18 protein-coding genes are annotated in these 24,622 nt (G+C 42.0%); 10 read left to right on the forward strand and 8 right to left on the reverse strand.

All coding sequences use genetic code 11. The features are described from left to right. Positions 1 to 6 precede the first annotated feature (6 nt). From JMW61_RS02980 to JMW61_RS03015, 8 genes are all read left to right on the forward strand, one after another. Complete coding sequence (locus tag JMW61_RS02980) at positions 7 to 774, forward strand: MOSC domain-containing protein (RefSeq protein ID WP_201550340.1); 768 nt, start codon at positions 7 to 9, stop codon at positions 772 to 774. Between the two features lie 30 nt (positions 775 to 804). After that, positions 805 to 1,299, forward strand: coding sequence for a hypothetical protein (locus JMW61_RS02985; protein ID WP_201549411.1), 495 nt, complete (start codon positions 805 to 807; stop codon positions 1,297 to 1,299). Positions 1,300 to 1,693: 394 nt separating this feature from the next. Then, a complete protein-coding gene (locus JMW61_RS02990) occupies positions 1,694 to 2,137 on the forward strand; it encodes a hypothetical protein (RefSeq protein ID WP_201549413.1) in 444 nt (147 codons plus the stop codon). Between the two features lie 198 nt (positions 2,138 to 2,335). After that, complete coding sequence (locus JMW61_RS02995) at positions 2,336 to 3,217, forward strand: N-acetylmuramoyl-L-alanine amidase (protein WP_201549415.1); 882 nt, start codon at positions 2,336 to 2,338, stop codon at positions 3,215 to 3,217. A gap of 44 nt (positions 3,218 to 3,261) precedes the next feature. Continuing rightward, positions 3,262 to 4,008: a pyridoxine 5'-phosphate synthase gene (locus JMW61_RS03000; protein ID WP_201549417.1), complete on the forward strand. Its 747-nt coding sequence runs from the start codon at positions 3,262 to 3,264 to the stop codon at positions 4,006 to 4,008. A 235-nt stretch (positions 4,009 to 4,243) separates the two neighbouring features. Beyond that, a complete protein-coding gene (gene kbl / locus JMW61_RS03005) occupies positions 4,244 to 5,434 on the forward strand; it encodes a glycine C-acetyltransferase (RefSeq protein ID WP_201549419.1) in 1,191 nt (396 codons plus the stop codon). A 77-nt stretch (positions 5,435 to 5,511) separates the two neighbouring features. Next, positions 5,512 to 6,537 (forward strand): L-threonine 3-dehydrogenase, encoded by a 1,026-nt coding sequence (gene tdh / locus JMW61_RS03010; protein WP_201549421.1) that lies wholly within the window; start codon positions 5,512 to 5,514, stop codon positions 6,535 to 6,537. Positions 6,538 to 6,656: 119 nt separating this feature from the next. Beyond that, entirely contained in the window at positions 6,657 to 6,842 is a 186-nt protein-coding gene (locus tag JMW61_RS03015; protein WP_201549423.1) for a hypothetical protein, read from the forward strand. A gap of 87 nt (positions 6,843 to 6,929) precedes the next feature. On the opposite strand, the gene JMW61_RS03020 is transcribed toward JMW61_RS03015, so the two are convergent. The 3 genes from JMW61_RS03020 to purL form a co-directional block, all read right to left on the reverse strand. Then, positions 6,930 to 10,220 (reverse strand): MFS transporter, encoded by a 3,291-nt coding sequence (locus JMW61_RS03020; RefSeq protein ID WP_201549425.1) that lies wholly within the window; start codon positions 10,218 to 10,220, stop codon positions 6,930 to 6,932. A gap of 360 nt (positions 10,221 to 10,580) precedes the next feature. Next, positions 10,581 to 10,979, reverse strand: coding sequence for an ACT domain-containing protein (locus tag JMW61_RS03025; RefSeq protein ID WP_201549427.1), 399 nt, complete (start codon positions 10,977 to 10,979; stop codon positions 10,581 to 10,583). Between the two features lie 196 nt (positions 10,980 to 11,175). Further along, on the reverse strand, positions 11,176 to 15,186 hold the full coding sequence (gene purL / locus JMW61_RS03030; protein WP_201549429.1) for a phosphoribosylformylglycinamidine synthase: 4,011 nt from the start codon (positions 15,184 to 15,186) through the stop codon (positions 11,176 to 11,178). Between the two features lie 557 nt (positions 15,187 to 15,743). Between purL and JMW61_RS03035 the strand changes: the two genes are divergently transcribed. Continuing rightward, positions 15,744 to 16,238: a pyridoxamine 5'-phosphate oxidase family protein gene (locus JMW61_RS03035; RefSeq protein WP_201549431.1), complete on the forward strand. Its 495-nt coding sequence runs from the start codon at positions 15,744 to 15,746 to the stop codon at positions 16,236 to 16,238. 90 nt (positions 16,239 to 16,328) lie between these two features. On the opposite strand, the gene JMW61_RS03040 is transcribed toward JMW61_RS03035, so the two are convergent. The 5 genes from JMW61_RS03040 to acs form a co-directional block, all read right to left on the reverse strand. Next, positions 16,329 to 17,102, reverse strand: a complete 774-nt coding sequence (locus JMW61_RS03040) for a hypothetical protein (RefSeq protein WP_201549433.1) — start codon at positions 17,100 to 17,102, stop codon at positions 16,329 to 16,331. A 213-nt stretch (positions 17,103 to 17,315) separates the two neighbouring features. Next, a complete protein-coding gene (gene pgsA / locus JMW61_RS03045; RefSeq protein WP_110922213.1) occupies positions 17,316 to 17,996 on the reverse strand; it encodes a CDP-diacylglycerol--glycerol-3-phosphate 3-phosphatidyltransferase in 681 nt (226 codons plus the stop codon). A gap of 690 nt (positions 17,997 to 18,686) precedes the next feature. Beyond that, entirely contained in the window at positions 18,687 to 18,932 is a 246-nt protein-coding gene (locus JMW61_RS03050; protein WP_227687345.1) for a hypothetical protein, read from the reverse strand. 270 nt (positions 18,933 to 19,202) lie between these two features. Continuing rightward, positions 19,203 to 20,384, reverse strand: coding sequence for an NAD(P)/FAD-dependent oxidoreductase (locus JMW61_RS03055; protein WP_201549435.1), 1,182 nt, complete (start codon positions 20,382 to 20,384; stop codon positions 19,203 to 19,205). A gap of 266 nt (positions 20,385 to 20,650) precedes the next feature. Continuing rightward, complete coding sequence (acs, locus tag JMW61_RS03060) at positions 20,651 to 22,612, reverse strand: acetate--CoA ligase (protein ID WP_201549438.1); 1,962 nt, start codon at positions 22,610 to 22,612, stop codon at positions 20,651 to 20,653. 475 nt (positions 22,613 to 23,087) lie between these two features. Between acs and JMW61_RS03065 the strand changes: the two genes are divergently transcribed. Continuing rightward, the gene (locus tag JMW61_RS03065) at positions 23,088 to 24,389 is read left to right on the forward strand and encodes a BaiN/RdsA family NAD(P)/FAD-dependent oxidoreductase (RefSeq protein WP_201549440.1); all 1,302 of its coding nucleotides are present in this window, start codon (positions 23,088 to 23,090) and stop codon (positions 24,387 to 24,389) included. Positions 24,390 to 24,622 lie beyond the last annotated feature (233 nt).

Consider the following 24,622-nt stretch of genomic DNA (forward strand, 5'->3'; position numbering starts at 1 on the left):
GAACCGATGATATCTACGTTACCAGCAACGGCACAAAGCAAGCCAGACTTTAACCAAAACTTGCCACTACATATCGCCAACTTAACCTGCGTCCGCGCTGGTAAAGCTATGCCATTTGCCCGCGAAGAGATGAGCGCCATTGATAAAGCGCCAATCAAAGCGCCTGTTGCAGTCAATTTCATGGGATTGACCACTGATGAGCAAGCTGATCGCAAACATCATGGTGGCCCGCTAAAAGCCGTGCATCAACTGGCACCTGCGACTTATGAAAAAATCAATGCAGCGTTTAGTCTAAAGGTACGCGTCGGTACATTGGGTGAAAACCTCACGACCGAAGCCGTCAACGGTCTACCGGAAATGACTGAGTCTACGGTTTGCATTGGTGATGTTTTTCAATATGGTGGACATTTTGAGAACGGTCAAGACAATAGTAATGATGGCGATTGCGTTCAGCTACGCATCGTTCAACCGCGACGCCCCTGCTACAAAATCAATGACCAAATCGGACAATTTACCAAAGTACCAAATATCGCGGCATGGGTCAGCAAACAAGGCATTTCTGGCTGGTACTTCCAAGTCGTGACAGATGGTCTAATTAATGCGGATTTGCCAGTTTACTTGATAGAACGCCCCCATCCGTTTGCCACGCTTGAAAAATTATGGCAATTGGCCAATTCTAAAGAGAAATACGATGCTGAAGTAATTGAGCCGTGGCTCGCGATTGAGTGTTTGGAAGAGAGTTGGAAGAAAGTGTTGGCTAAGAAGCTTCTTTAAAGTGATTCAATAGTTTGAGTGAGTAAGAAGATGGATAAAAATGAAATAGACTGGTACGCAGATATCATCCCAGGCAAAAGCATTGCTGGTTTGGAAATTTCAAAATACAGCCATCAAGATATAAAAGCGCTTTTAAAAAAATCAGATAAGAATAATTTTCACATCAGAGATAATAGTGACAGCTTCGACATTTATAGTAGTGACAAAGTCGATGCTATTGATACGGATTTGTTGATGAGATTATCTTTCAATGAACAAATGATATTGAACTCTATCATGGTTTATATCACAAGAAAGCCAAGTCAATACCAAGGCAAGATATATGGAAAATATGGTCTTGGTGACAGGCTAATAAACGTCTCTGAATTTGGTTCATTAGAAAGAACAGCTACAGGTGAAGAGTTTCTATTAATCAATAGTGACAATAAATATGGTCTCGAAGTCGCAAACGGTTTAGACGTTTCTTTAGCAGAAGACCCAGACCAGAACATAGCTATCATTAGAGTTCATGAGTTTTTTAAGTAGACCTATATATTCATAGATTAGTGCATGTTCAATTAATATCTTAGCGCTCACAAACAGAGCATTTCATGGTAAAAAATATATTCTTAGCGTTTGGCATAACACTACCTCTGCATAATCGTACTCAAAACAGAGATTAGAATCATCATCAAAGGTATTAGTATTCCCTTTTCTTTTTTACAAGAACATAGCGTCATTTTATCTGCAAAAGAAAACAGATTTGCGATCAGGTATGAGCTAATCGATTTGCGAGAGTTAACTGACATTGTTGATACGTCATTAGTAAAACATCCAAACGATAAGAGCTTCTTATAAATGACAAAATATTATCGATATACAACTGCTAGTGGTTTCATTATTATTTATATATAACGTCAACATTATTATGGAGCCATCAGTGTTTAATAGAAAACTATTACTGACCATCCCCATCTTGGCATTAAGCGCTTGTAGCCAAATCACGATGTCTGACACTGCCAAGGTTAAGGCGAACTCAAATCTACAGGTCTCATCAGCTACCAATAGCTTTCAAGGTATATGGGAAGGTCAAGGTTACCAATACGACATTGAGGAAAGTTGGACTATCAAGCTTGCAATAGTCGGCGGTCAATATAAAATTGACTATCCATCATTGCAATGTGGCGGAGTATTGACGCTGTTGAATGCCACTGCCAATAAGATGGAGTTCAGGGAAAAGATAACCTATGGCCCATGTGTCGATAATGGTGATACGGTCATTACTAAGACTGGTGCTAATACGGCAAACTTTGCTTGGTATAGCAGAGATGGATCGCAAGGTGCAGATGGTACTCTCAGAAGAAGATATTCCGACGTGCATTGATTACTTTTTTCATTTAGCACATCCCTCAAACTACTTAAAATGATTTATTATGGTTTCCGCTCGGATTATAGTCCTAGCGGATTTTTTATAGCAGATATTATCGATTCAAAACTCTACTATGATTTAATGTCACACTCTCGCTATCATAATGGCTAATACTAAAATGTATGAAATCATTTATTCTAAGCAAAACATAATATGATAAAAAATACCGTCTTTCTTACTACTGTTCTTGGCATGATATTTTTATCAGGCTGCGTAACCACGACCTCTCCAGTAGCGACCACCAAAAGCTACATCGTAGATAGCACGACATATCAAGCCACTGGCAAGAGCGAACGCATCAAAACCATCGTGCTGCACTATACGGTCTCAGATAATGACCGATCTATCAACACACTGACCACGGGCAAGGTCAGCGCCCACTATCTGGTGTTAGATAATGACGATGATAAAATTTATAATTTAGTACCAGAAAACGAGCGCGCTTGGCATGCAGGTGATGGCGGCTTTGCAGGACGGACGATATTAAACGACACCTCTATCGGCATAGAAATCGTCAATATAGGGATTGCGCCTGAGTATCAAAATGCGCTAAAAGACGGCAAGCTGGCGTATCATCCTTATGAGCATTATGTGGCTTTTGACGAGTTGCAGATTAAAAAGGTCGCAGAGCTAGTACAAGATATCACCGCAAGATATGGCATTTCACCGAATAATATCATCGGTCATTCTGATATGGCACCCTCGCGAAAGATAGACCCCGGTGCCAAGTTCCCTTGGCAGCAACTGTATAAGCAATATGGCATCGGCGCTTGGTATGATGACGCTGATAAGCTTGCTTTTATGGATATAGACACATTTGCAGCGGCAACGATACCTGAGATCAAGCAGCAGTTTCGTGACTATGGCTATCAGATTAACAGTAGCGACAAATGGGACAAACCCAGTCGTGATGTCGTCTATGCGTTTCAGCTACACTTCAGACCACTTAATCCAACAGGCGAAGTAAATTTAGAGACTTATGCTATTTTAAAGGCATTGAATAAGAAGTATGCTGATACCAACGATTTTTATTAACCCTTTCATATCATCAATAATAAACGAGCTGTACAAGGAATTTTATGAGCACATTATTTAGCGTAAATTTGAATAAATTGGCTTTAATCCGTAACTCTCGCGGTACTGACTACCCTAACCTGTTGTACTTCGTGAAAAAGCTGATTGACCTAGGCGTCAAAGGCTTTACCGTACACCCGAGACCAGATGAGCGTCATATCAGATATCAAGACGTCTATGATATCAGTGCGTTCTTAAAGGACTATCCAGAGATTGAGTTCAATATCGAAGGCAATCCGAATGAGCAGTTCTTAAAGATTATCCGTGAAGTAAAGCCGCATCAATGCACGCTCGTACCAGACAGTGACGATCAGCTGACCTCTGATCATGGCTTTGATATCATCAAACATCATGAGTTTTTATCAACATTGAGCAAAGAACTGCAAGCGTTCGGTACACGCTGTGCGGTGTTCATCGACCCTGATATCGAACAAATCAAAGCGGTCATCGAGAGCGATGTACAGACGATCGAGATGTATACCGAAGAATGGGCACGCGCTTACAGTAATGGTAAGAGCGATGACAATATTGATTTCGATGAGGTCAAGCAACGCTTTAGCGACTGTATTAATCTAGCCAATCAAAATGATATCCGAGTCAATGCGGGTCATGATTTGAATATGGATAATTTGGCTGACTTGCTCGCGCTTAGTGATATCGCTGAAGTGTCGATTGGTCATGCCTTTACGATTGAGTCGCTAGAGCAAGGCATGGATAATGTCGTACGTCAGTATTTAGCAATTTGTGGGTAGTTCATATTAATGAGCAAATATTCCATTCACTTTACACTCGATGCGGTGGTGCTGGAATATATTTTATGCAGACTCTGTCAGCGTAGACACAGCAAGCAAGTAAAATTTATACCAGTAGCACGGCAATATTGGCGTATCAATTCTATTTTAAAATGACTACAGTTTGGTTCTATCAGCAGTCCTAATATCTGCATTATTAATAAAAACGCTAATAATATTAAAAAAAGGAATCTTTATGTATCAAGACTTTCAGAAACATCTACAACAAGAAATCAGTGATATACGCGCGGCAGGCCTGTATAAAAACGAGCGCGTTATCACTTCTCCGCAAGATGCACTCATCAAGATCGCCGATGGCCGTGAGATGCTTAACTTCTGTGCCAATAACTACCTTGGATTGTCTGATCACCCTGAGATTAAAAAAGCGGCGATCAAAGCCATCGAAAACTCAGGTTATGGCATGTCATCGGTGCGGTTTATTTGTGGTACGCAAGATTTGCATAAGCAATTAGAGGCAGCGATTTCTAAGTTTTTTAATACCGAAGATACGATTCTTTATGCGGCCTGTTTCGATGCCAATGGCGGTGCCTTTGAGCCACTACTGACCAGTGAAGATGCCATTATTTCTGATTCGTTAAATCATGCCTCAATCATCGATGGTGTGCGCCTCTGTAAAGCAGCTCGTTATCGTTATGCCAATGCGGATATGCAAGATTTAGAGGCGCAATTGCAAGCGGCGCAAGCACAGCGTTTTCGTTTGATTGTGACCGATGGTGTGTTTTCGATGGACGGTAACGTGGCGCCAATGGATGAGATTTATGCGTTGGCACAAAAATACGATGCCATGGTCATGATTGACGAGTCGCATTCAGCAGGCGTGGTCGGTCGCACTGGTGGCGGCGTGACTGAATTGTTCGATCTACGTGGCGATATTGAGCTGATCACTGGCACCTTGGGCAAGGCATTTGGCGGTGCTATTGGCGGCTTTACCACGGGTAAAAAAGAAATCGTTGAGATGCTGCGTCAACGCTCACGCCCGTATCTGTTTTCAAACTCCATTCCTCCCATGGTGGCGGCGGCTGGGGTAAAAGCGTTTGAAATGCTGTCGCAAGACAATACCCTACAAGATAAATTGCATGAAAATACCGCCTATTTTGTGAAGCAAATGCAAGACGCGGGCTTCGATATCAAGCCCACCGCATCAGCCATTTGTGCGGTGATGCTCTATGACGCCAATGTCTCCCAGCAAATGGCAGATGAACTGCTTAGCGAGGGCATTTATGTGATTGGCTTCTTCTACCCTGTCGTACCCAAAGACGAGGCTCGCATTCGTGTCCAGCTCTCTGCTGCTCATACTCGCGAGCAGCTAGACAAGTGTATCGCCGCCTTTATCAAAGTCGCTAAGCAAATGAAAGTGATTGATTAAGCGTCGTTCGGTATTTGTTCGGTATTCACTCGCTAGATTCAACCATTAAGTACAACACCGTTAAATAAGAGAAAAGTATGAAAGCACTGGTTAAAGCCCATGCCAAAAAAGGTATCTGGATGCAAGACATGCCAGAACCTACGGTTGGCATCAATGACGTTAAAATTAAAATTAAAAAAACCGCCATTTGTGGTACAGATTTGCACATTTATAAGTGGGATGAGTGGTCAGAGAGAACTATAAAGACGCCGATGATCATCGGACATGAATACGTCGGTGTCATTAGCGAAATGGGCGATGGCGTGAAGCATTTTGAAGTGGGCGACCGCGTCACTGGCGAAGGCCATATCGCTTGCGGGCATTGCCGAAACTGCCGCCGTGGCAAGCTACATGTGTGCGAAAACACTATCGGCGTGGGCGTCGACCGCGATGGCGCGTTTGCCGAATATTTGGTGATACCTGCCGATAATGTCATCAAACTCGATGAGCGTATCAGCGATGAGATGGCAGCCATTATGGATCCCTTTGGCAATGCCACGCATACTGCCCTTTCATTTCCTGTCCTTGGTGAAGATGTGCTGATTACGGGTGCGGGACTGATTGGTTCTATGGCAACAGCGATTTGCCGCTTCGCAGGGGCACGTAATATTGTGGTCAGTGATATCAGTGATTATCGCTTAGAGCTTGCCAAAAAAATGGGCGCGACGATGACCATAAACCCCGCCAAAGGTGAAACCATCGAAGGCGCCATTGCTGAGCTAAAAATGCATGGCTTTGATATTGGGCTTGAGATGTCAGGCTCGCCTCAGGCTTTTGATTCGATGATTACTAACATGTATAACGGCTCTAAAATTGCGCTCTTGGGCATTTTGCCTAACACCACTACGGTGGATTGGAGCAAGATTATTTTTAAGGCGTTAACCCTAAAAGGTATTTATGGTCGTGAGATGTGGGAGACGTGGTATCAGATGGAGCAAATGCTGATTAGCGGTATTGATTTATCGCCTATCATCACCCATCGCATGCACATTGATGACTTTCAAGAAGGCTTTGATATCATGGAAAGTGGGCAATGCGGTAAGGTGATTTTAAGCTGGGATTGATAACGTGGTGCGTCTGTATTTGAGGAGTCGTGGTTAGGGTTTAAATTGTCACGACTGATAAAACGGCGCTGATTTCAGTGCCGTTTTTTATATGGTAAAAATCATACGGAGGGTAAGCTATGGGTGATTCTGAAGCAGATAAACTTGAAAAGTATTTAGCAGAAAAAGCCAAGCAAGATCAGGAAAAAGAGCAGGAATTGAAGCCGCTCTCTGCTTATGATTCTTGTGTGCTAAAGGAAAGTGCCAAGATTCATGAATTGATTGCTGAGGCTCGGCAGGGTTTGAAGGATGATTTAGAAGAATAAAACGAAAATGTACTTTAAAGGAAAGACTCAACTTTCCTGATTAATATACTTATAGTGGGCTAAGCTCGCTAACCCACTACAGACTATCTATCTCCGATAAGTTGAGAAAAACTTTAAAAACCTATTTATCTTCGATGGTACTGCATTTACATCCAATTCTTCTTGAAGAATATTATCAGTATATTCTTCAAAAACCTCTTCATCACTCTCGATATTTTCTGGTGCTAAACTTAGTTTAATAAATGGTATGATTTTATCAGTTTCGATATCTAATTTATAATCAAATGATAAATCACCTTTTGTTTTATTCTGCTCATTCTCATTGAAAACAACATTGACGATATTACCATCTTCAAAGTCTTCGATAACTAAGGCTTTGAATCTATTTTTCGTTGTAAGAATACATGAATCTAAAATATCAAAACTATTTCTATAAACCTCACAACCACCAATTTTGCAGAAATATTCTTCTGAATATTTTTGGGTAATTTGCAATCTTTCAAGCTTTTGTTCATCTTCATTTAATAAGTCAAATATTAAATCAGATATACTTTTGTGACATAGAAGAACAACGTCAGGCATTTTAATTTCATTTAAAATATAAAACAACATATCCTCTAAAGAGTCAAATGTCTCATAGCTTGTTGGAGTATCTACAACTATTTTTCTTAATATGACATTTCTTAGATCATTTACCAACTCTTTGCCACAGTCTTCAACTAAGTTATGCATTGAAGGTCTATCATCAGTCATGATGTAAGATTTTGCAAAATCTCTTATGCTGACCTGATTATTACTGACTAATCTAACTCCATCTCTTTTCATTGCGCCAAATATATTAAGGGGAAACTTCGTTTTATCAGCTATGAAGTCATTAGATGCCACCTTAGCCATTTCAGAAAGTATCGTTTTATCAATACTAGAATTTATAATATGACTATTGTTAATCTGCTCAATTTCATCAATCAACTCTTTCATTGACTCTACAAAGTTTGTGCGATAATTCATCACTTTTTCGGGTGTTGTTTCAGAAGATAATAATTTGTACTCAGACGTTTTTTGAGCAATCTCAATTAAAGCTTTAAAACTACGAATCATGTCTTCTCTGTTTGAGAAGCTATAAATATTTGATTCTAAAATATCTAACCAGCGTTTTGATAGCTTCCATTTGCTTGATGAGTAAGAAACAATTAGTTGAACAAACTCATTATCTATACTTACATTATGCCATCCTGCGTACATTCTTCCAGAAACCATTTTCTGGCTAAATTTACGACTATAATTTTCAAGTAGCTTTTTCTGCCAACTAAATTCACCATCTATACCACCAAGATGAAATTTTTTGTATCTAATATAAATACCTAGCAGTTGACTAGCCTGATTAATACTTTCAACTTGAGTATCGATAGTACCAGTAGGATAGATTCTCTTTTCTTCTAGTAATGCATCAATATAAGGTTTGACTCTTGGAACATTATCGCTGTTAGCTAATATAGAACATACTGTCAAAAACCTTATATCAACATAGGTATTTTTCATAGCTATGTTGATGGTTGACTCTACATTCTCATCTTTTCCTTTCCTAATCTTAAACCACAAGTCAAAATTATCTTTGGATAACATTTCAATATCAATAACTTCTGAATGCCATAAGTACTCTTCGTTATAAGTCTGTACATCTAGAGTTCTATCCCTCCAATGAATTAACATATCAGTAGACCAACCTAGTGCATAATCGTTATAGAAGCTTAGTGACTCAATCACCATTTCAGATGTAAATTTTAAATGCTCAAATAATATCGGATACGATTTAGTAATGTCTTTGTATTTATGTTTAATATAAAAATTTTTCCATTCCTCCCAAACTGATACGAACTTAAGTACAGTCTCATCGAAACCATCATTAATTGCTATATTGTTTTCATCAGATAGGTTTTTCCACTTTAGAAGAGCAACCCACATATATAATGTATTTCTGAGAACAGTCTCAGCTTCAGATTGGGTTATGTATTCTTGTTGAAAAAAGATTTTTCGATAAAAGCATAGTGTATGATAAAAGTATTGTATGCTGTTCGGAATTTTATCAACAGTTTGCTTTAGTAAGACGTAATAAGTTCTCATAAAATCTGTAAAGTATGAAAAACCCCAAGCACCTTGATTTAGCAATAGCCAATTATCGGACTTCCCATCAGGATGTTGAAAGGATAAAACCTCAGCTAACTGTATATGGTATCTTGCTAATCTATCCAATGATTCAATGAAATGATTTTCATCATTATTACTTAACGCAGTATACAAAGGACTAGTAAAAGCCTCCAAAGCAGATGATATACCAATGTCTGTTTTATTACTTTTCTTATCGTATTTTACAGAGTTTTTTATTAAAAATGATACCAAAGGACTTATATCAAAACCTGAATACTTCACGAGGGTCACTTTCTTATATCTACCTGTAAATACGGGGATAGAGACATAGAGTTTGAAACTACTTGGCTCAAGTTCATTTTCATTTACAAGACGCTTCAAAATTTTAGCTTGTAACCATATAGCTAGATTTAGTTTCCATAATGAAATATCATGTAACTCTTTATCTTTACCAGTAATATAATTAATTTCTTTATCATATTTATTTAATATTAAGCTATTTGATAAGTCTAATACATTACTATTATTAGCCTTTAATAACCTTTTTTGGAATAAGTTTTCAAGATATACATTCCGTATTCTCTGTTTTAAATCAGATTTGCATACTTCATTTGTTACAAATCGAAAGATGAATTCATCTTTCTTATTTTCATCCAAAATACTCAATGTCTTAACGAAAAACCATATTGTTAAAAATAAGTTAAAGACAAACCAAAATATTAAAGTTGAATTTAAAACTAGACTAATACGGTTTGATAAAGCTTCATTAAAAATAAGACTAAAGGAAAGTACAATAGCTAATAATAAACCGCTCAAACCAGCGAACATAAAGCCAGAGAACTTTTGATATAATGAAAAAATGACTTTTTTACCAGCCTTATCTTGAAATAGGATACTAACAAGTGAAATTACTAATGGATAAATCAGACCTATGATTGTAATTTGTCCAGTTAACAGTACTGCTAACCAATTAGAATCTGAACTAATTTCTGCATAAGCTGGGATATAACTCATCCACAAATATGCATTTCCACCAACTGCAAAGCATAGCACTACTAGTAGGAATAGATATTTTTTATAAGAATTTGACCAAGAAACTACACTTGCTTCAAGAAAACTTGAGCGGTTATCCAAATACGCCTCATTTTTATATAAAGTTTCTTTGAGCTCTTTATCAACATAATGAGATAAAGGGCGAAATATATTCAAGAAATCATCGACTTTTTTTAACATATTGCCCTCTTTTCAAGATTTGAGATCTTGGGATTAAACTTTTAATCTATAATTCACAGTTATATACATATTATTTGTAAGGTGGGTTAGTTTGTCACACTAATCGTAGGTTACGCTATTATTAAACTAACCTACCGACTTTTAATTTGTCAGCTCTCATCATGACTAATACTTGCAAAAATGCAATGTCATCGCTAGCCCCGACTGTAGCGGTATCCTGCTGGTTTGGGCGAGTTGCGATGGCTAGGTTTTGGGGTGTCGACGCGAAGCAAGCGACGACCCAAACCGTAGTCAGCGCCGCGCCCAGACTGGCAGATACAAGCGGAAGGCGGGAAATAGCTCACTTACTTATAAAAAATGTTATATATCACTCAGCTCTTTTAACGCAGACAGCGCCTGCTCCGCCTTATCATCCGACACAAATATATGGTCATGATAATAGGCAGCGATCACATTGGCACTGATACCTTTTGAGGTCAGTTTGGTTGACACAGCTGCGGTTAGACCTACCGCTTCTAGGCTTGAATGCACCGTCAGAGTGATTTGCCGAAACACGCCTTCATACTGCAAATCTGCCTCGTCAGCCTTGTCTTTTGTTAACACCAGAGTCAACCCTTCTGTCTCCACAAACGTCGCGATTGGCGCTAAGTTTACGTATTCTGCTAATTCCCCTTTTACAGTACAAAACACAAATAACTCATCAACCAGTGCTGGCTGCATAGAACCCAATAGCTCATTGATATCTGTAATTCCTGTCATTTTATTCTTCCTTATTTTGCCTGATTTTAATCTTTGTTAACCATAATTTTAGCATGGGTGTCATCATCTATATTCGTGAAAACACAATATAAACGCTAGCCCCTATCTCCAAACACTCAAATCTTAAACACAAAAAAGGTGAGCCTAGGCCCACCTTTTTTATTAACTAAAACAACTCAAACTGTATTGGCAAATATTAACGCAACCAAGCACGAGCGTTACGGAACATACGCATCCACGCGCCGTCCTCATCCCACTCTTCTGGTTTCCAGCTGTGGTTATAGGCTTTTAGGTTACGCTCAGGATGTGGCATCATGATAGTGACGCGACCATCAGTGCTACACAGACCCGTGACACCGCCGACAGAACCGTTTGGATTGAGTGGATAAGTCTCAGTTGGATGACCTTGGCTATCGACATAACGCATCGCAAGCTGACCGTGTTTTGCCATACCGTCGATTTCGTTGTTGTCTAGTGTGGCATAGCCTTCACCATGCGCTACAGCGATTGGTAAGATGCTGTCTTGCATACCTTTGAACAGGATAGACTTGGTACGCTCGACTTTTACGTTGACCGTACGCGCTTCAAAACGAGCCGATTGGTTGGCGATGAAGCGTGGGAAGTTATCTGCACCTGGGATGAGGTCTTTTAACTGAGCCATCATCTGACAACCGTTACAGACACCTAGTGAGAAGGTCTCAGGACGGGCAAAGAAGCGGACAAACTGCATGCGTAACTCGTCATGGAACAAGATAGAGTTCGCCCAGCCAGAGCCAGCGCCCAATACATCACCATAACTAAAGCCACCACAAGCGACTAGACCGTCGAAGTCACGTAGATTGATGCGACCACTGAGTAGATCACTCATGTGTACATCGACCGCTTCAAATCCTGCTTGCGTAAAGCCTGCTGCCATTTCCGTTTGACCGTTGACGCCTTGCTCACGCAAGATAGCGACTCTTGGTTTGCTGTTATCAGAATCAGCACGACTGTTTACATACGGCTCTTCAACTTTTTGATTCAAATCAAAGTTCGGCGCAGCGATTAGGCCTTTGTGGCTCGCATCAGCAATCAAGTCATACTCTTGCTGTACGCACGCTGGATTATCACGGCGACGTGCGATTTGATAGCTGACCTGCGTCCACGCTTGCTGTAATTCAGTACGGCTAAAGCGTAAAGTGTCAACACCCATAAGCGTTGGTGTTTGGATAAGTAAGCTGTCTTCTTCCGAGCTTTGACCAACGAGGCTGAGCATATCACTGACATTGTTTTGCTCTGCCAGTTCCATCACGGCAGCGACGTTTTCTGGCAATACTTGGATGACGGCACCCAGCTCTTCACTGAACAGTTGACCAAGTAAGTTGTCATCAGTCAGTGACAGCTTGATACCTTGACGGCTAGTGAACTGCATCTCAGCGATAGTCGCTAGTAGACCACCATCACCGATATCGTGATAGGCGCTGATGACGCCTTGTGCGTTACCTGCCTGCACAAAGTTAAAGAAGTCGACCAAATCGCTTGGCTGCGCCAAATCTGGGCAATCGTTACCCAATTGGCTCAGCGTTTGTGCAAGGATTGAACCGCCTAGACGTAGCTTGCCTTTAGACAAGTCAATACGGTAGAGCGCGCTATCGCCATTGATTAGCTCAGGGGTTAGCGTTTTTGCCACGTCAACCACAGGGGCAAATGCAGTAATCACAAGGCTCATTGGTGATACAACTGATTTGTCTTTGCTGTCGCCATTGTCGTTGTCAGTCCAATTGGCACGCATCGATAGCGAGTCTTTACCAACTGGAATCGCGATACCTAGTGCTGGGCATAACTCTTCGCCGACTGTATATACCGCATCAAACAATGCTGCATCTTCTGCATCATCACCACAGGCGGCCATCCAGTTCGCTGACATCGTGATATCAGACAACTGAGCAATGCGCGCACCAGCGATGTTGGTAATAGCCTCGCCAATTGCCAGTCGTGCTGATGCTTGTGGGCTAATTAGCGCAACTGGTGTACGTTCACCGATACTCATCGCTTCACCGCTCATCACCTGACCATCGAGCGCAATCAAGCCTGATGCGGTAACAGCACAATCCGATACAGGTACTTGATAGCGACCCACATACTGATCACGCACGACCATACCAGTGATAGAACGATCACCAATGCTAATCAAGAATGATTTGCTAGCGACCGTTGGGTGACGCAAGACGTCTTTGATAGACTCAGCTAAATTGACTTCATTTAAATCTAATGCAGGCAAGCTGGTGTCATGACGCTCAAAGCTACGCTTCATCTTCGGCGTGCCACCTAGCAATACTTGCATCGGCATATCAACTGGCTGCTCATCCAATAGCGTATCGTCAACGACTAGCTGACGCACATCGGTGGCTGTTCCCAAGATGGCATACGGGCAACGCTCACGCGCACAGATCGCATCGAATTGGGCTTCGCTTTCTGGGCGAATCGCGAGGACATAACGCTCTTGCGCTTCGTTTGACCAGATGGCCATTGGTGACATGCCAGCTTCTAACGATGGAATTTTACGCAGGTTTAGTACCGCGCCCATCTCGTGGTCATTGACCAATTCAGGCATCGCATTAGAGATACCGCCCGCGCCCACATCATGCAATGACACGATAGGGTTGCCGTCTTTGCCATTATTACTCGCATCGACATCATTACCCGCTAGTGCCCAGCAGCGATCCATCACTTCTTGGCAACGACGTTCCATCTCAGCATTGTCACGCTGAACTGAGGCAAAATCCAAGCCTTCATCAAGTGACCCACTATCAACAGAAGATGCCGCACCACCACCCAGACCAATCTGCATGGCAGGGCCACCAAGGACGATTAATAAATCACCTTGCTGAATGGCGTTTTTTTCAATGAGGTTGCGTTTGATATTGCCGTAACCACCTGCCAGCATGATCGGCTTATGATAGCCACGCATTTCGCTACCGTCTTTTGCCGCTGAGGTATCCAACTGGAAACTACGGAAATAACCGCATAGATTAGGACGACCAAACTCGTTTGAAAAGTTGGCTGAACCGAGTGGTGCTTCAGTCATAATCTCAAGACTGGTTGCCATACGATCTGGCGTGCCATAAGCCTGAGTACTCAATTGACCTGACTGCTCCCATTTTTCAGCGAGCTCTGGGATATGTAGGTGTGATACGTGAAATCCTGTTAGACCTGCTTTTGGCTTACCGCCACGACCTGTTGCGCCTTCATCACGAATCTCACCACCAGCACCTGTCGCAGCACCTGCATAAGGGGCGATAGCGGTTGGATGGTTATGGGTTTCGACTTTCATCAGAATGTCGATTGCTTCTTGATGGAAGTCATAAGGATGGGCAGAATTTGCATCCATCGCATCAGTTGGAATTGGGTAAAAACGCATGCCGTCAGACCCTGCCATCACAGCAGCGTTGTCTTTATAGGCAGACAAGATACCTTGTGGATTCGACTGGTAAGTATTCTTAATCATTTGGAACAGTGACTTTGGCTGTACTGCACCATCTACTGTCCACTCAGCATTAAAAATCTTATGACGGCAATGCTCTGAGTTTGCCTGTGCAAACATCATCAGCTCAACGTCAGTTGGATTACGCTTTAGCTCATTGACATAAGCATTCATCAAATAATCAATGTCTTCACTAGATAATGCAAAACCAAACTGGGTATTGGCAGACTCTAGTGCTGACTGACCTTGTCCGATGACGTCAATATGATTCAATGATGCGGGCTGCTCATCATCAAACAATTTGTTCAAATCATTCAAATCATAAACCAAGCTCTGCGTCATACGGTCAAACAACAACTGCTCAGCGTCTACTGGTAGTTTTTCGCCTGCTTCACCCTCAATGGTTAACGTATAAACAACCACACGCTCAACACGGTTAAGCTCGATTTCACAGTTATTAAAGATATCAGTCGCTTTACTTGCCCATGGCGAAATCGTGCCAAAACGTGGACCAACAATGACTTGTAATTGATTGTCCTGCGTGCCAGTCAGCACTGTCGCACTGTCAACAGCGAGTAGGTCTAACGCCTTTTTATGTTCATCACCTTCGAGCTTGCGTGATAGCACATACACTTGCTGGGTACTTATTTGACTGACATTGAGCTCGGTTTTTTGCTGGAACTGACTGATGAGTTGCTGCGTCTGAAAATCGGTAAGAAACGGTTGTCCGGCGATGGTCATCATAAAGGCATAATCCGTAAGATCAAGGCATCTCTGCCATGCTAAGTAAATGGTCTGCGTATTATAACAAGAAGCCCTGTAATAAGCAGGTCTAAACCAAGATAAATTGCCGAAAAACGCATTTATTGAACTCGCAAACCGTTAGCAAATAATTGCCTTGTTCTTCCCTTTGACCTTCTCCCTGATCTACTCTTTAGGCTTCTATCTGTGACATCGTATTGCATACCGTTTTTTTAGAGCAGAAAGCTTGGGCGCATATAGTCGATTCAACTTAAAAGTAATACAAGGCAACTGAATGTAGATGTGCATTAAATATCTCAAGCGAAGTTAACGCAGTAACACTTTTATAGTGAAATGAGTATAACGTCACAATTTTTACTTAACCCTTATACTCCTTACAAACTCTAACATCGTATTACTGGCAACCTATATAAATAGACTACTGGTTATCGGTATTCTAAATACGAATTGTCAAAAAGCTAAAAATTAATAAATAAAAATCTACCTAACAAAAACTTCATAACTATTAATCAAATACTATAAAGAAAAGGAAATTTACTATGAGTAGACAAGACCATATCGATAAAGTGCAAGAACTGGTAAAAGACATCAAATTTGCCATGATGACCACTCGCACTCACGAAGACCATCTACATGCTTGCCCAATGACCACCAGTGAAACCAGCATTGGCGCAAAAGAAATTTGGTTCATCGGTGATAAGACCACTGAGACTGTCAAAGATATCGAAAAAAACCCACAAGTAAACTTGGCCTACGTCAGTCAAGATGCTAAGAATTATGTCTCTATCAACGGTAAGGCAGAATTGGTCGAAGACCAAGAAAAGCTAGATGAACTGTGGTCGCCGATCTACAATGCGTTTTATGAGCAAGGTAAAGAAGATCCAAATATACAATTAATTAAAGTCGTACCACATGGTGCAGAATACTGGCTAAGCGGTAGCTCAGTGGTTAACATGTTTAAGATGACCACCGCTGCGGTAATGGACGGTAAAAAGGCGACTAACTTGGGTGAAAATAACTCTGTAACGCTATAAGAACACACTATAATAAACCGTTATTTGAATATAAAAACGCCAGCCGCATTTGCGACTGGCGTTTTTTTATGCGTTATCTATTGATATATATTACTGTGGTGGTTTCGCATAACCATTGTCTGCCGGATAAGCTTGCGGCTGTTGAGGTTTTGGCTTAGTTGGATCATACAGCCCATAAACTGCCGTACCGATTACACCCGTATTATTGATAGAGCCCGAGCTGGTATTGGCAGCATAGGCGCTCTCCGGCTTGCTAAAAATAAAGGATGCCACTGAGCTCTGGCTCTTACGGAAGCCTTCAATCACTAAATCATCATTGGGATTTAGCACATATCCACTATCATAACGGCTAGCAGCGCTGCCATTGAGGACGTTTATTCCATCAACACTAGCGACGATCTCATAAGTATTGGCGCTATTATTATGATACACCAGACGGTAGGCCTGACCTGCTTGACCTTGGACATAGTAATTGCCCGAGTCTCGATAAAGTGATAGTGCACCCATACCTGTTCCCATCGAAAAATCAACCTTGCCCGCCAGTAGCGACATGCTATTTACAGCGCGACCAGTATAGGACTTATCTGCATAACGAACTTGCATCTGCTCAATAGGCTCAGGATTGGTACGGCGCAAATCAACAGTAGTGACCTCTGAGTTAACATCATCTCCCCATTTTGTCCCCAAACGCTCCGATTCAGCAGCATCCTGAGTAGAAAGATCTGCACTAGAGTCTGTTTGGATAGACTTTTCTTGCTCAATGGTTGAAGTGGATTGCTCCTGCATGTTTGAGCCCGAAGAGCACCCTGCCAGCAATGCAACTAACATAACGGCAGCGACTGACTGTTTCTTATGTAATGCCATACCTACTTCCTTATTTGAATGACCTCTTATCATAATTCGGCCAATTCTCTTGTATTTTGTTTACTAATTTTGAGTATATATGAACAATACATACAATCAAAGAGTAAAATAAATCGACCACCTAATAAGGGAACACTAGACAATAAAAAACGCCAGTGGCTAATGCGACTGGCGTTTTTCTAAATTCTATGACACTACAATCAGCAATACGGCTTAACCACTCTGCTTGAGATATGGCCAAGCGGCTCTTAGATAAATCATCATCGACCATAATGTCAGAACAACAGCTGCAACCATCAACACATAGCCAATGGTTTCAAGCGACTCCCAGTTTAGAAGAAGCACCGTGATAGCTACCATCTGAAATGTCGTTTTTAACTTACCAACATAAGACACTGCCACGCTGGTACTCTTGCCTAGCTCTGCCATCCATTCACGCAATGCGGATACCGCAATCTCACGCGAGATAATGACAATCGCTGCTATCGCCATTATGATATTGGGATGCCACTGTACTAAGATGATAAGCGCTACCGCGACCATCAGTTTATCAGCGACGGGATCCAAAAATCGCCCAAAGGCTGACATCACATTGAGCTTACGCGCAAAGTAGCCATCTAGCCAATCGGTAATCGCAGCGATAATAAAAACGCCCGTCAATAATAAATGACGTACCAAGCTATCGCTGAACTCACTCATGCCTACCCGCGCAATCACATTATCTGAGATGGCTGGCATGCCGATTCCCATAGAAGGTGGCCAATAAGCAATGGCGACAAATAGCGGAATCATTAATATTCGCGCAATAGTCAAGTTATTGGGCAAGTTAAAAATACTCTTAGTATTTTGCGTACTTGATGGCTCCTGCGTATGCAAATGCGTATTCTCAGTCATGGCAAACCCAGTTTCATATAGACATAATAATGGCGGATAGCTTAGCATTTTTCGGGCAAGTCGTCATGCCATCTCTTTAGCTACTAAGTTACCAATTATATTAAAATCCATCCGTAATCGTTATATAACTACGAAGCATTAACACTATCTATCAGTAGTGCGCATAAAATCACAAAAGCATCCATGTTTATTCGACATCATACTAGTGTATATGTTCTATCAGATACCTCCTCCGAATGTACTTTTAAACGTAATATCATGTAACCAAAACCGCCAAACCGTGGCTGTTTACGCTATGATGACTATTCCAATAAAACACTTGTACACTTAAATAGGTAAGTAACTACATCTACCTATTGAATTAACCACTACCACTCTAATTTTAGAGACTGATAGTAGAGTTACTTATAATAACAACAACGCCTAATCACTGCCCTTGTAGTCATCATAGTTATTACTACACGCTCAGTTTCCTCAGCCCACAGTTCCTCCTTTGTGGGCTCTTTTTTGTCTACATTTATTCATCAATAAATATTTCATCATTTATACTACTACAATGCCCTTTTATACTCACCTGAGCGTTTTAATTGTTAAAACCCTATGAAAGCATTTTTGCTTTAAATTAAAAAACCCACTCAGCGGTGGGTTTTTGATACAGATTACAAACCTGTTAAGCTAATACAGTATAAATTACGACATTTCGAATTTCACATCACTCAAAGTCATTGGCAACACTTTGATTGGCACAGCACATAACCATGCTATACCTGCGGTACAGTAGAATTTCTCATCATCATAAGATACGATTCTCGCTGTAAAATCATTCTCGATTTGATCTCTCATAGCATCTTCATCGCTATTATCATCTACCGCACACCATATCTCCTGACAACCATTTTCGAGCATCACGCGAGTTAAATCACTTCCTATCAGCACTTTATCCACCTCTAGCTTCATACTATTTAATATATTACGAAAAGCAAATATATCGGTTTATTAGAGATTTTAATAGTGTTATTTGTAACTTAAAGTCGATATTTAATACACAAATATTGATTATTTATATGTAAATCAATCTCTCTCGACTTTACACATCATTGATTACTCTTCTACTTTTGTAGAATCGGTTTGAATTAGTTTGTTAACATTTCAGATACATTTCATCATTGATCAGACCTTACAGGATAATGAACGACTCATCTCCCATCAGACAACTTTATGAATATTATAGATAGCCTCGACCGTCTGTTGTGCCATTTGATAGCAGCTTTCGATATTGCCCTGGCCACACCAGTCACCACTGACAATCCACTGATGCCTCTCATCGAATAAAATGCCTGACGCATCTTTGTCGCTTTTGTTATTAACCACCGTTGCAGCATAACGCCAGCGATGACTGTCTATTTGGCTAGGTGCGCTTTCCTCATTCCAACTCAATGCTTGCTGTGCAGCTTGTAGCAATTGTGATTGGACGGTCTCAATATCATCATCGACATGCTGCTCTGACCAATGATTGTTGGCATGAATGGTAATACTAGGTAGCAGATCATCATGAGCAGGCTTTTGATGCTCGATAAATATCCTATCGAGAATAGAATCACTCAGATAAGCGATATCCCATTGCTGTGCTGCCAAACTGCTTAGCATTTTCGGTAATGCGGCAATATCATTCCACCCTAACATCAATGTATAACAAGCCTGCATTTGTGGTTCAGCAATACTCGACTGCTTAGCAAAACCACTATCTGCGATCAGTTCAGCTGCCTGACCATTTGGTGCGGTACAAATCACCCAATCAAAGTAACCGAGACTCGCGCCAGTATCGTCAAATAGTTCTGTTTTTTTATCGACCTTTTCTGCTATAGAGCTGTCATACTGAGCTAACGGTGCAACGCGGGTTTTAAATTTCATGGTGGTGTGCTGCAATTCATCCGCCAATTCACGTCCCCAGCTGGTCATCTTGGGGGTACTGATATAGCGTGCTTGCGTGGTATTCCATTGCTCTTTGCTTTGGATGTCGGATGACTCAATACTATTGTTTGCGGGCGTTAGGTTGACCACTTGTGCACACCATGGCTGCAGTAAACCTGTCTCTAGCCAAGGCGCAATGAACTGCCGAAAACTGGCTGTTTTAGCCGTAAAAAACTGTGCGCCAAATGCCCATTGCCAGTTTTTACCCGTTTGACTGTCGGTACGATAACGGGTGGCTAAACGTCCAATACTGCGGGACTTTTCAAAAATCGTAATATTAGGGACTGGTGTTTTATCATTGCCTTGGCTAAAAGCACGCTCTAATAATGTGGCGGTAAATAGTCCTGTCAGACCACCACCGATGATAGCGATTTTAGGTGAAGTAGTATCAGTACGGTTTAAAGGATGATGAGTCATAATGACAATAAGCCTTATAGGGTATGTGATCAGAAAATAGTATTTATAAAAATAACGGTTTGTTTTAATCGATTCAATTTTAAATAGTATTCAACTTTTAAATAGCATTGAACCTTTAAAACCTACTCATATCAATATCGTCTACGTAAAAAAGCCATGCTATTTCTATAACATGGCTTCTTTTTAATTGCCTAACGAGGATAGTGTAGAGCTATATGTAATACTTCAAGCGAGGTTAACGCAGTAACACTCTTATAGTGGAATGACTATTCTCCACGCTCAGCTTTGACCACTTCGACCAACTGATTAATCACAGAACTGTCTGCAAGGGTAGATAAATCTCCCAAGCCGACATACTGTCCTGCCGCTAGATTACGCAAGATACGGCGCATGATTTTACCTGAGCGCGTCTTTGGTAGCACATTGACGATATGAATCGTATCCAAATTGGCAATGGGGCCAATCTCAGAGCGCACGTGTCGATTCAGCTCAGCCTTCAGTGACTCTGTCTCTTTCTCACCTGATTTTAGAATAATAAAGGCGCAAATACCCGTCCCTCGAATCTCATGTGGCATGCCGACAATCGCAGCCTCAGCCGTGGCAGGATGTGCGACCACGGCGCTTTCAATCTCGGCTGTACCCAGACGATGACCCGCGACATTGAGCACGTCATCGACACGCCCCGTAATCCAGTAATGTCCGTCCTCGTCGCGCTGTGCCCCATCACCAGTGAAATAATAGCCTGGATAATCGCTAAAATAAGTCTCTAAAAAGCGCTCATGGTCATTATAAATCGTCCGCATTTGTCCCGGCCAGCTACTATTAATCAGTAAGTTACCTTCGGCAGAGCCTTCTAATATAGTGTCATCCCTATCGACGATTTCTGGTTTTATACCGTATAGAGGATTCATCGCCGCACCCGGTTTGAGTGCAACTGCTCCAGGTATCGGAGCCATTAGAATACCGCCAGTCTCCGTCTGCCACCACGTATCTACGATTGGACACTGACTGTCACCGACGACATGATAGTACCAATCCCATGCTTCGGGATTGATTGGCTCCCCTACGGTTCCGAGCAAGCGCAGGCTAGAACGATTAGACTCACGGACAAAGGCATCTCCCTCCTTCATCATCGCTCGAATCGCAGTCGGCGCGGTATATAAGACCGTCACATTGTGCTTATCAATGATATGACCGATGCGTGCCCATGTTGGATATTCTGGTACGCCCTCGAACATCACTGTCGTCGTCCCATTGGCGAGCGGTGCATAAGTTGAGTAAGTATGACCCGTAATCCAGCCCACGTCGGCTGTACACCAGTAGACATCGTCATCTTTGATATCGAAAACATCTCGAAACGTAGAGAGCGCATAAGTGATATAGCCGCCAGTCGTATGCAACACGCCTTTAGGCTTGCCAGTCGAGCCAGACGTATAGAGTAAAAACAGCGGGTCTTCGGCATTCATCACTTCAGGCTCACAATACTGCGATTCACCGTCCACTAAACTATGATACCAAAGGTCGCGGCGACCACTCATCGGGACGGAGTTACCAGTACGATGGACGACGATAACGTTGGTCACGCTGTCAGTGCCATCCATGTCTAGTGCGCGATCGACATTCGCCTTGAGCGGCGTACGTTTATTACCGCGTAAACCTTCATCAGCAGTGATAACCAGTTTCGAGCGACTGTCTATCAAACGGTTGCCCAAGCTCTCAGCAGAAAAACCACCGAACACCACTGAGTGCACGGCACCGATACGCGTACATGCCAGCATCGCTACCATCGCTTCCGGTATCATCGGCATGTATAAAGTGACGCGATCGCCTTTTTTGACCCCAAGCTTGCGCATTGCGTTGCCCAAACGGCAGACCGATTCGTGCAGCTCTTTAAAGGAGATGATTTTATGTAAGGAAGGATGATCGCCTTCCCAAATAATCGCTGGTTTGTAAGGATTATTTTGTAGGTGTCGGTCTAGGCAATTGACAGAAATATTCAGCTCGCCATCTTCGAACCACTTGATTCGAAAATCCTTTAAATCATAATTAACGTCGCTGATTTTGGTAGGTTTTTTCATCCAATCAATCAGCTCGGCACGCTTCGCCCAAAAGGCATCATGAGACTCAGGGGATTCGATAGACTGCTGGTAGTCGGTGCGGTATTGTTCGGCTGTCGTATTGGCAGCAGCGATGAACTCGGCTGCAAGGGGAAATGATTTCTGAGTCATAATAGTCATCCTTTTTAATTATTATGACCTGTACCAATCGTCAATAAAGACCGTCTGTACAGGTAATAAGAGCCATCTTCCATAATGCGTGACACGTAAGGTTAGTTTGACAAATAAGCCGGATGGTTGCAAGGCATCAACTGCCATTCATAACAATATCACTGTACAGCTGTATAATTGGTCATACATGATAAAATTTATGGACAGAGCAATAAGCTATTTAATCCTTGTAACCTTAAATAAAATATGGACAATAGCTACTCTAAAGCGAACGCTAAGAGCGACTGACTCTTTTGAAGCACGACTTTATTAAATATAAGCAATCGGCTTTATTTTTACTATTTTATATCTATAGTCAATTCACCCTATTATCGATACAACAAACTGAGTGCCCACGATACGGTTGGATAGTGAGCGAGGTTGATACCTGTAGCGATTTTATAGTGGACAGGCTCTATCATTTTATGAGACCACAATGAGCAATCAACGCAATACATCACAATACGCCCACTACGATGTCATTATTATCGGTGCTGGCGCGTCAGGGTTATACTGTGCGCTCACTGCGGGTCGCCGTGGTCGCCGCGTACTAGTATTGGATCATGCCAATAAAGCGGGCAAAAAAATCCTCATGTCAGGTGGTGGCCGCTGTAACTTTACCAATTACTTCGTCGAGCCTGAGCATTTCCTTGGTGCCAATCAACATTTCTGCAAATCAGCCCTCAGCCGTTATCCCAGTTGGGAGTTTATCGGTATGGTTGAAGCGCATAAAATTCCTTACCATGAGCGTGAGCATGGTCAGCTGTTTTGCGATGATTCTGCACAAGACATATTGAGCATGCTTCTTGATGAGTGTGCAGCAGCAGGCGTGCAAGTAAAATTGAATGCTCAAATTGAAAGCGTTCAAACTGTCGAAAACGATAAAAATGCTCGTTTTCAATTACTGACCACCAAACAGCTGAGCAAAAAAGAAAAGCAAGAGAGAAAAGAAGCGGCACATCAAACTAAGCTGCCACAAACAGGCTATCGCTGTGAGTCATTAGTCGTTGCCACTGGTGGATTATCTATACCAACCATGGGCGCTAGCGGCTTGGGCTACGAGGTGGCACAGCAGTTTGGGCATACACTCATACCGACTGATGCCAGTCTCGTGCCTTTTACCTTCACTGATAAAACAGGCGAACTGATTCGAGCATTGTCAGGCATTAGCCTGCCAGTCATTGCCAGTAACGAGCGTATTTCTTTTAAATTACCGCTGCTGTTCACCCATCGGGGACTGTCCGGTCCTTCTATGCTGCAACTATCCAACTATTGGCATACGGGTGAAACCATCAGCATTAACCTGTTACCAGAGACAGATACGACAGCGCTCTTATTGGCTCATAAAAAATCACACCCCAAGCAGCTGATTCGTACGGTGTTGGCTGACTATACAGATAATGCCTTACCCAAAAAGCTGCTGACCGCGCTGCAGACTCACCTGTGGGAAGATATAAAAGATACCGAGCTTGCTAATATTAAAGATGAACGTTTGGCAGAGCTCGGTGCGAGTCTAAATGGTTGGCAACTGAAGCCGTCTGGTACCGAGGGCTACCGTACCGCTGAAGTCACGCGCGGCGGCGTCAAAACAGATGAGGTATCCTCAAAGACTATGCAGAGTAATTTGCAAGATGGTCTGTATTTCATCGGTGAGGTGCTTGATGTCACAGGCTGGCTAGGTGGTTATAATTTCCAATGGGCGTGGGCAAGCGGTTTCGTCAGTGGCGAGATTGTCTAACGATTCATTTGTTTAACAACTCATCTATTTGACCATTAATCGGCTTAACAACCAGTCGTACTCAATATTTTTTATCATGCATTAGAGCGTGTTTTTAGAACCTGCTGAACACGCCAGCATTATTGCGACTTTATTTTTATTCTACTTAAGTTGCCTTTTAACTCAATAAAGGTTCAAGAACTGCTAGAATAGAAATAGGTAATAATTCTCTCGCTTGGTATCACTGCTCCACC

Source organism: Psychrobacter fjordensis (assembly GCF_904845995.1).
Taxonomy (GTDB): domain Bacteria; phylum Pseudomonadota; class Gammaproteobacteria; order Pseudomonadales; family Moraxellaceae; genus Psychrobacter; species Psychrobacter fjordensis.

Excerpts from the sequence above, each read along its gene's own strand:
- JMW61_RS02985 (WP_201549411.1), top strand. The coding sequence starts at position 805 with ATGGATAAAAATGAAATAGACTGGTACGCAGATATCATCCCAGGCAAA.
- JMW61_RS03015 (WP_201549423.1), top strand. The coding sequence starts at position 6,657 with ATGGGTGATTCTGAAGCAGATAAACTTGAAAAGTATTTAGCAGAAAAA.
- JMW61_RS03035 (WP_201549431.1), top strand. The coding sequence starts at position 15,744 with ATGAGTAGACAAGACCATATCGATAAAGTGCAAGAACTGGTAAAAGAC.
- JMW61_RS03040 (WP_201549433.1), bottom strand. The coding sequence starts at position 17,102 with ATGGCATTACATAAGAAACAGTCAGTCGCTGCCGTTATGTTAGTTGCA.
- JMW61_RS03065 (WP_201549440.1), top strand. The coding sequence starts at position 23,088 with ATGAGCAATCAACGCAATACATCACAATACGCCCACTACGATGTCATT.
- JMW61_RS02995 (WP_201549415.1), top strand. The coding sequence starts at position 2,336 with ATGATAAAAAATACCGTCTTTCTTACTACTGTTCTTGGCATGATATTT.
- JMW61_RS03055 (WP_201549435.1), bottom strand. The coding sequence starts at position 20,384 with ATGACTCATCATCCTTTAAACCGTACTGATACTACTTCACCTAAAATC.
- purL (WP_201549429.1), bottom strand. The coding sequence starts at position 15,186 with ATGATGACCATCGCCGGACAACCGTTTCTTACCGATTTTCAGACGCAG.
- JMW61_RS03025 (WP_201549427.1), bottom strand. The coding sequence starts at position 10,979 with ATGACAGGAATTACAGATATCAATGAGCTATTGGGTTCTATGCAGCCA.
- tdh (WP_201549421.1), top strand. The coding sequence starts at position 5,512 with ATGAAAGCACTGGTTAAAGCCCATGCCAAAAAAGGTATCTGGATGCAA.
- kbl (WP_201549419.1), top strand. The coding sequence starts at position 4,244 with ATGTATCAAGACTTTCAGAAACATCTACAACAAGAAATCAGTGATATA.
- JMW61_RS02980 (WP_201550340.1), top strand. The coding sequence starts at position 7 with ATGATATCTACGTTACCAGCAACGGCACAAAGCAAGCCAGACTTTAAC.
- JMW61_RS03020 (WP_201549425.1), bottom strand. The coding sequence starts at position 10,220 with ATGTTAAAAAAAGTCGATGATTTCTTGAATATATTTCGCCCTTTATCT.
- acs (WP_201549438.1), bottom strand. The coding sequence starts at position 22,612 with ATGACTCAGAAATCATTTCCCCTTGCAGCCGAGTTCATCGCTGCTGCC.
- pgsA (WP_110922213.1), bottom strand. The coding sequence starts at position 17,996 with ATGACTGAGAATACGCATTTGCATACGCAGGAGCCATCAAGTACGCAA.
- JMW61_RS03000 (WP_201549417.1), top strand. The coding sequence starts at position 3,262 with ATGAGCACATTATTTAGCGTAAATTTGAATAAATTGGCTTTAATCCGT.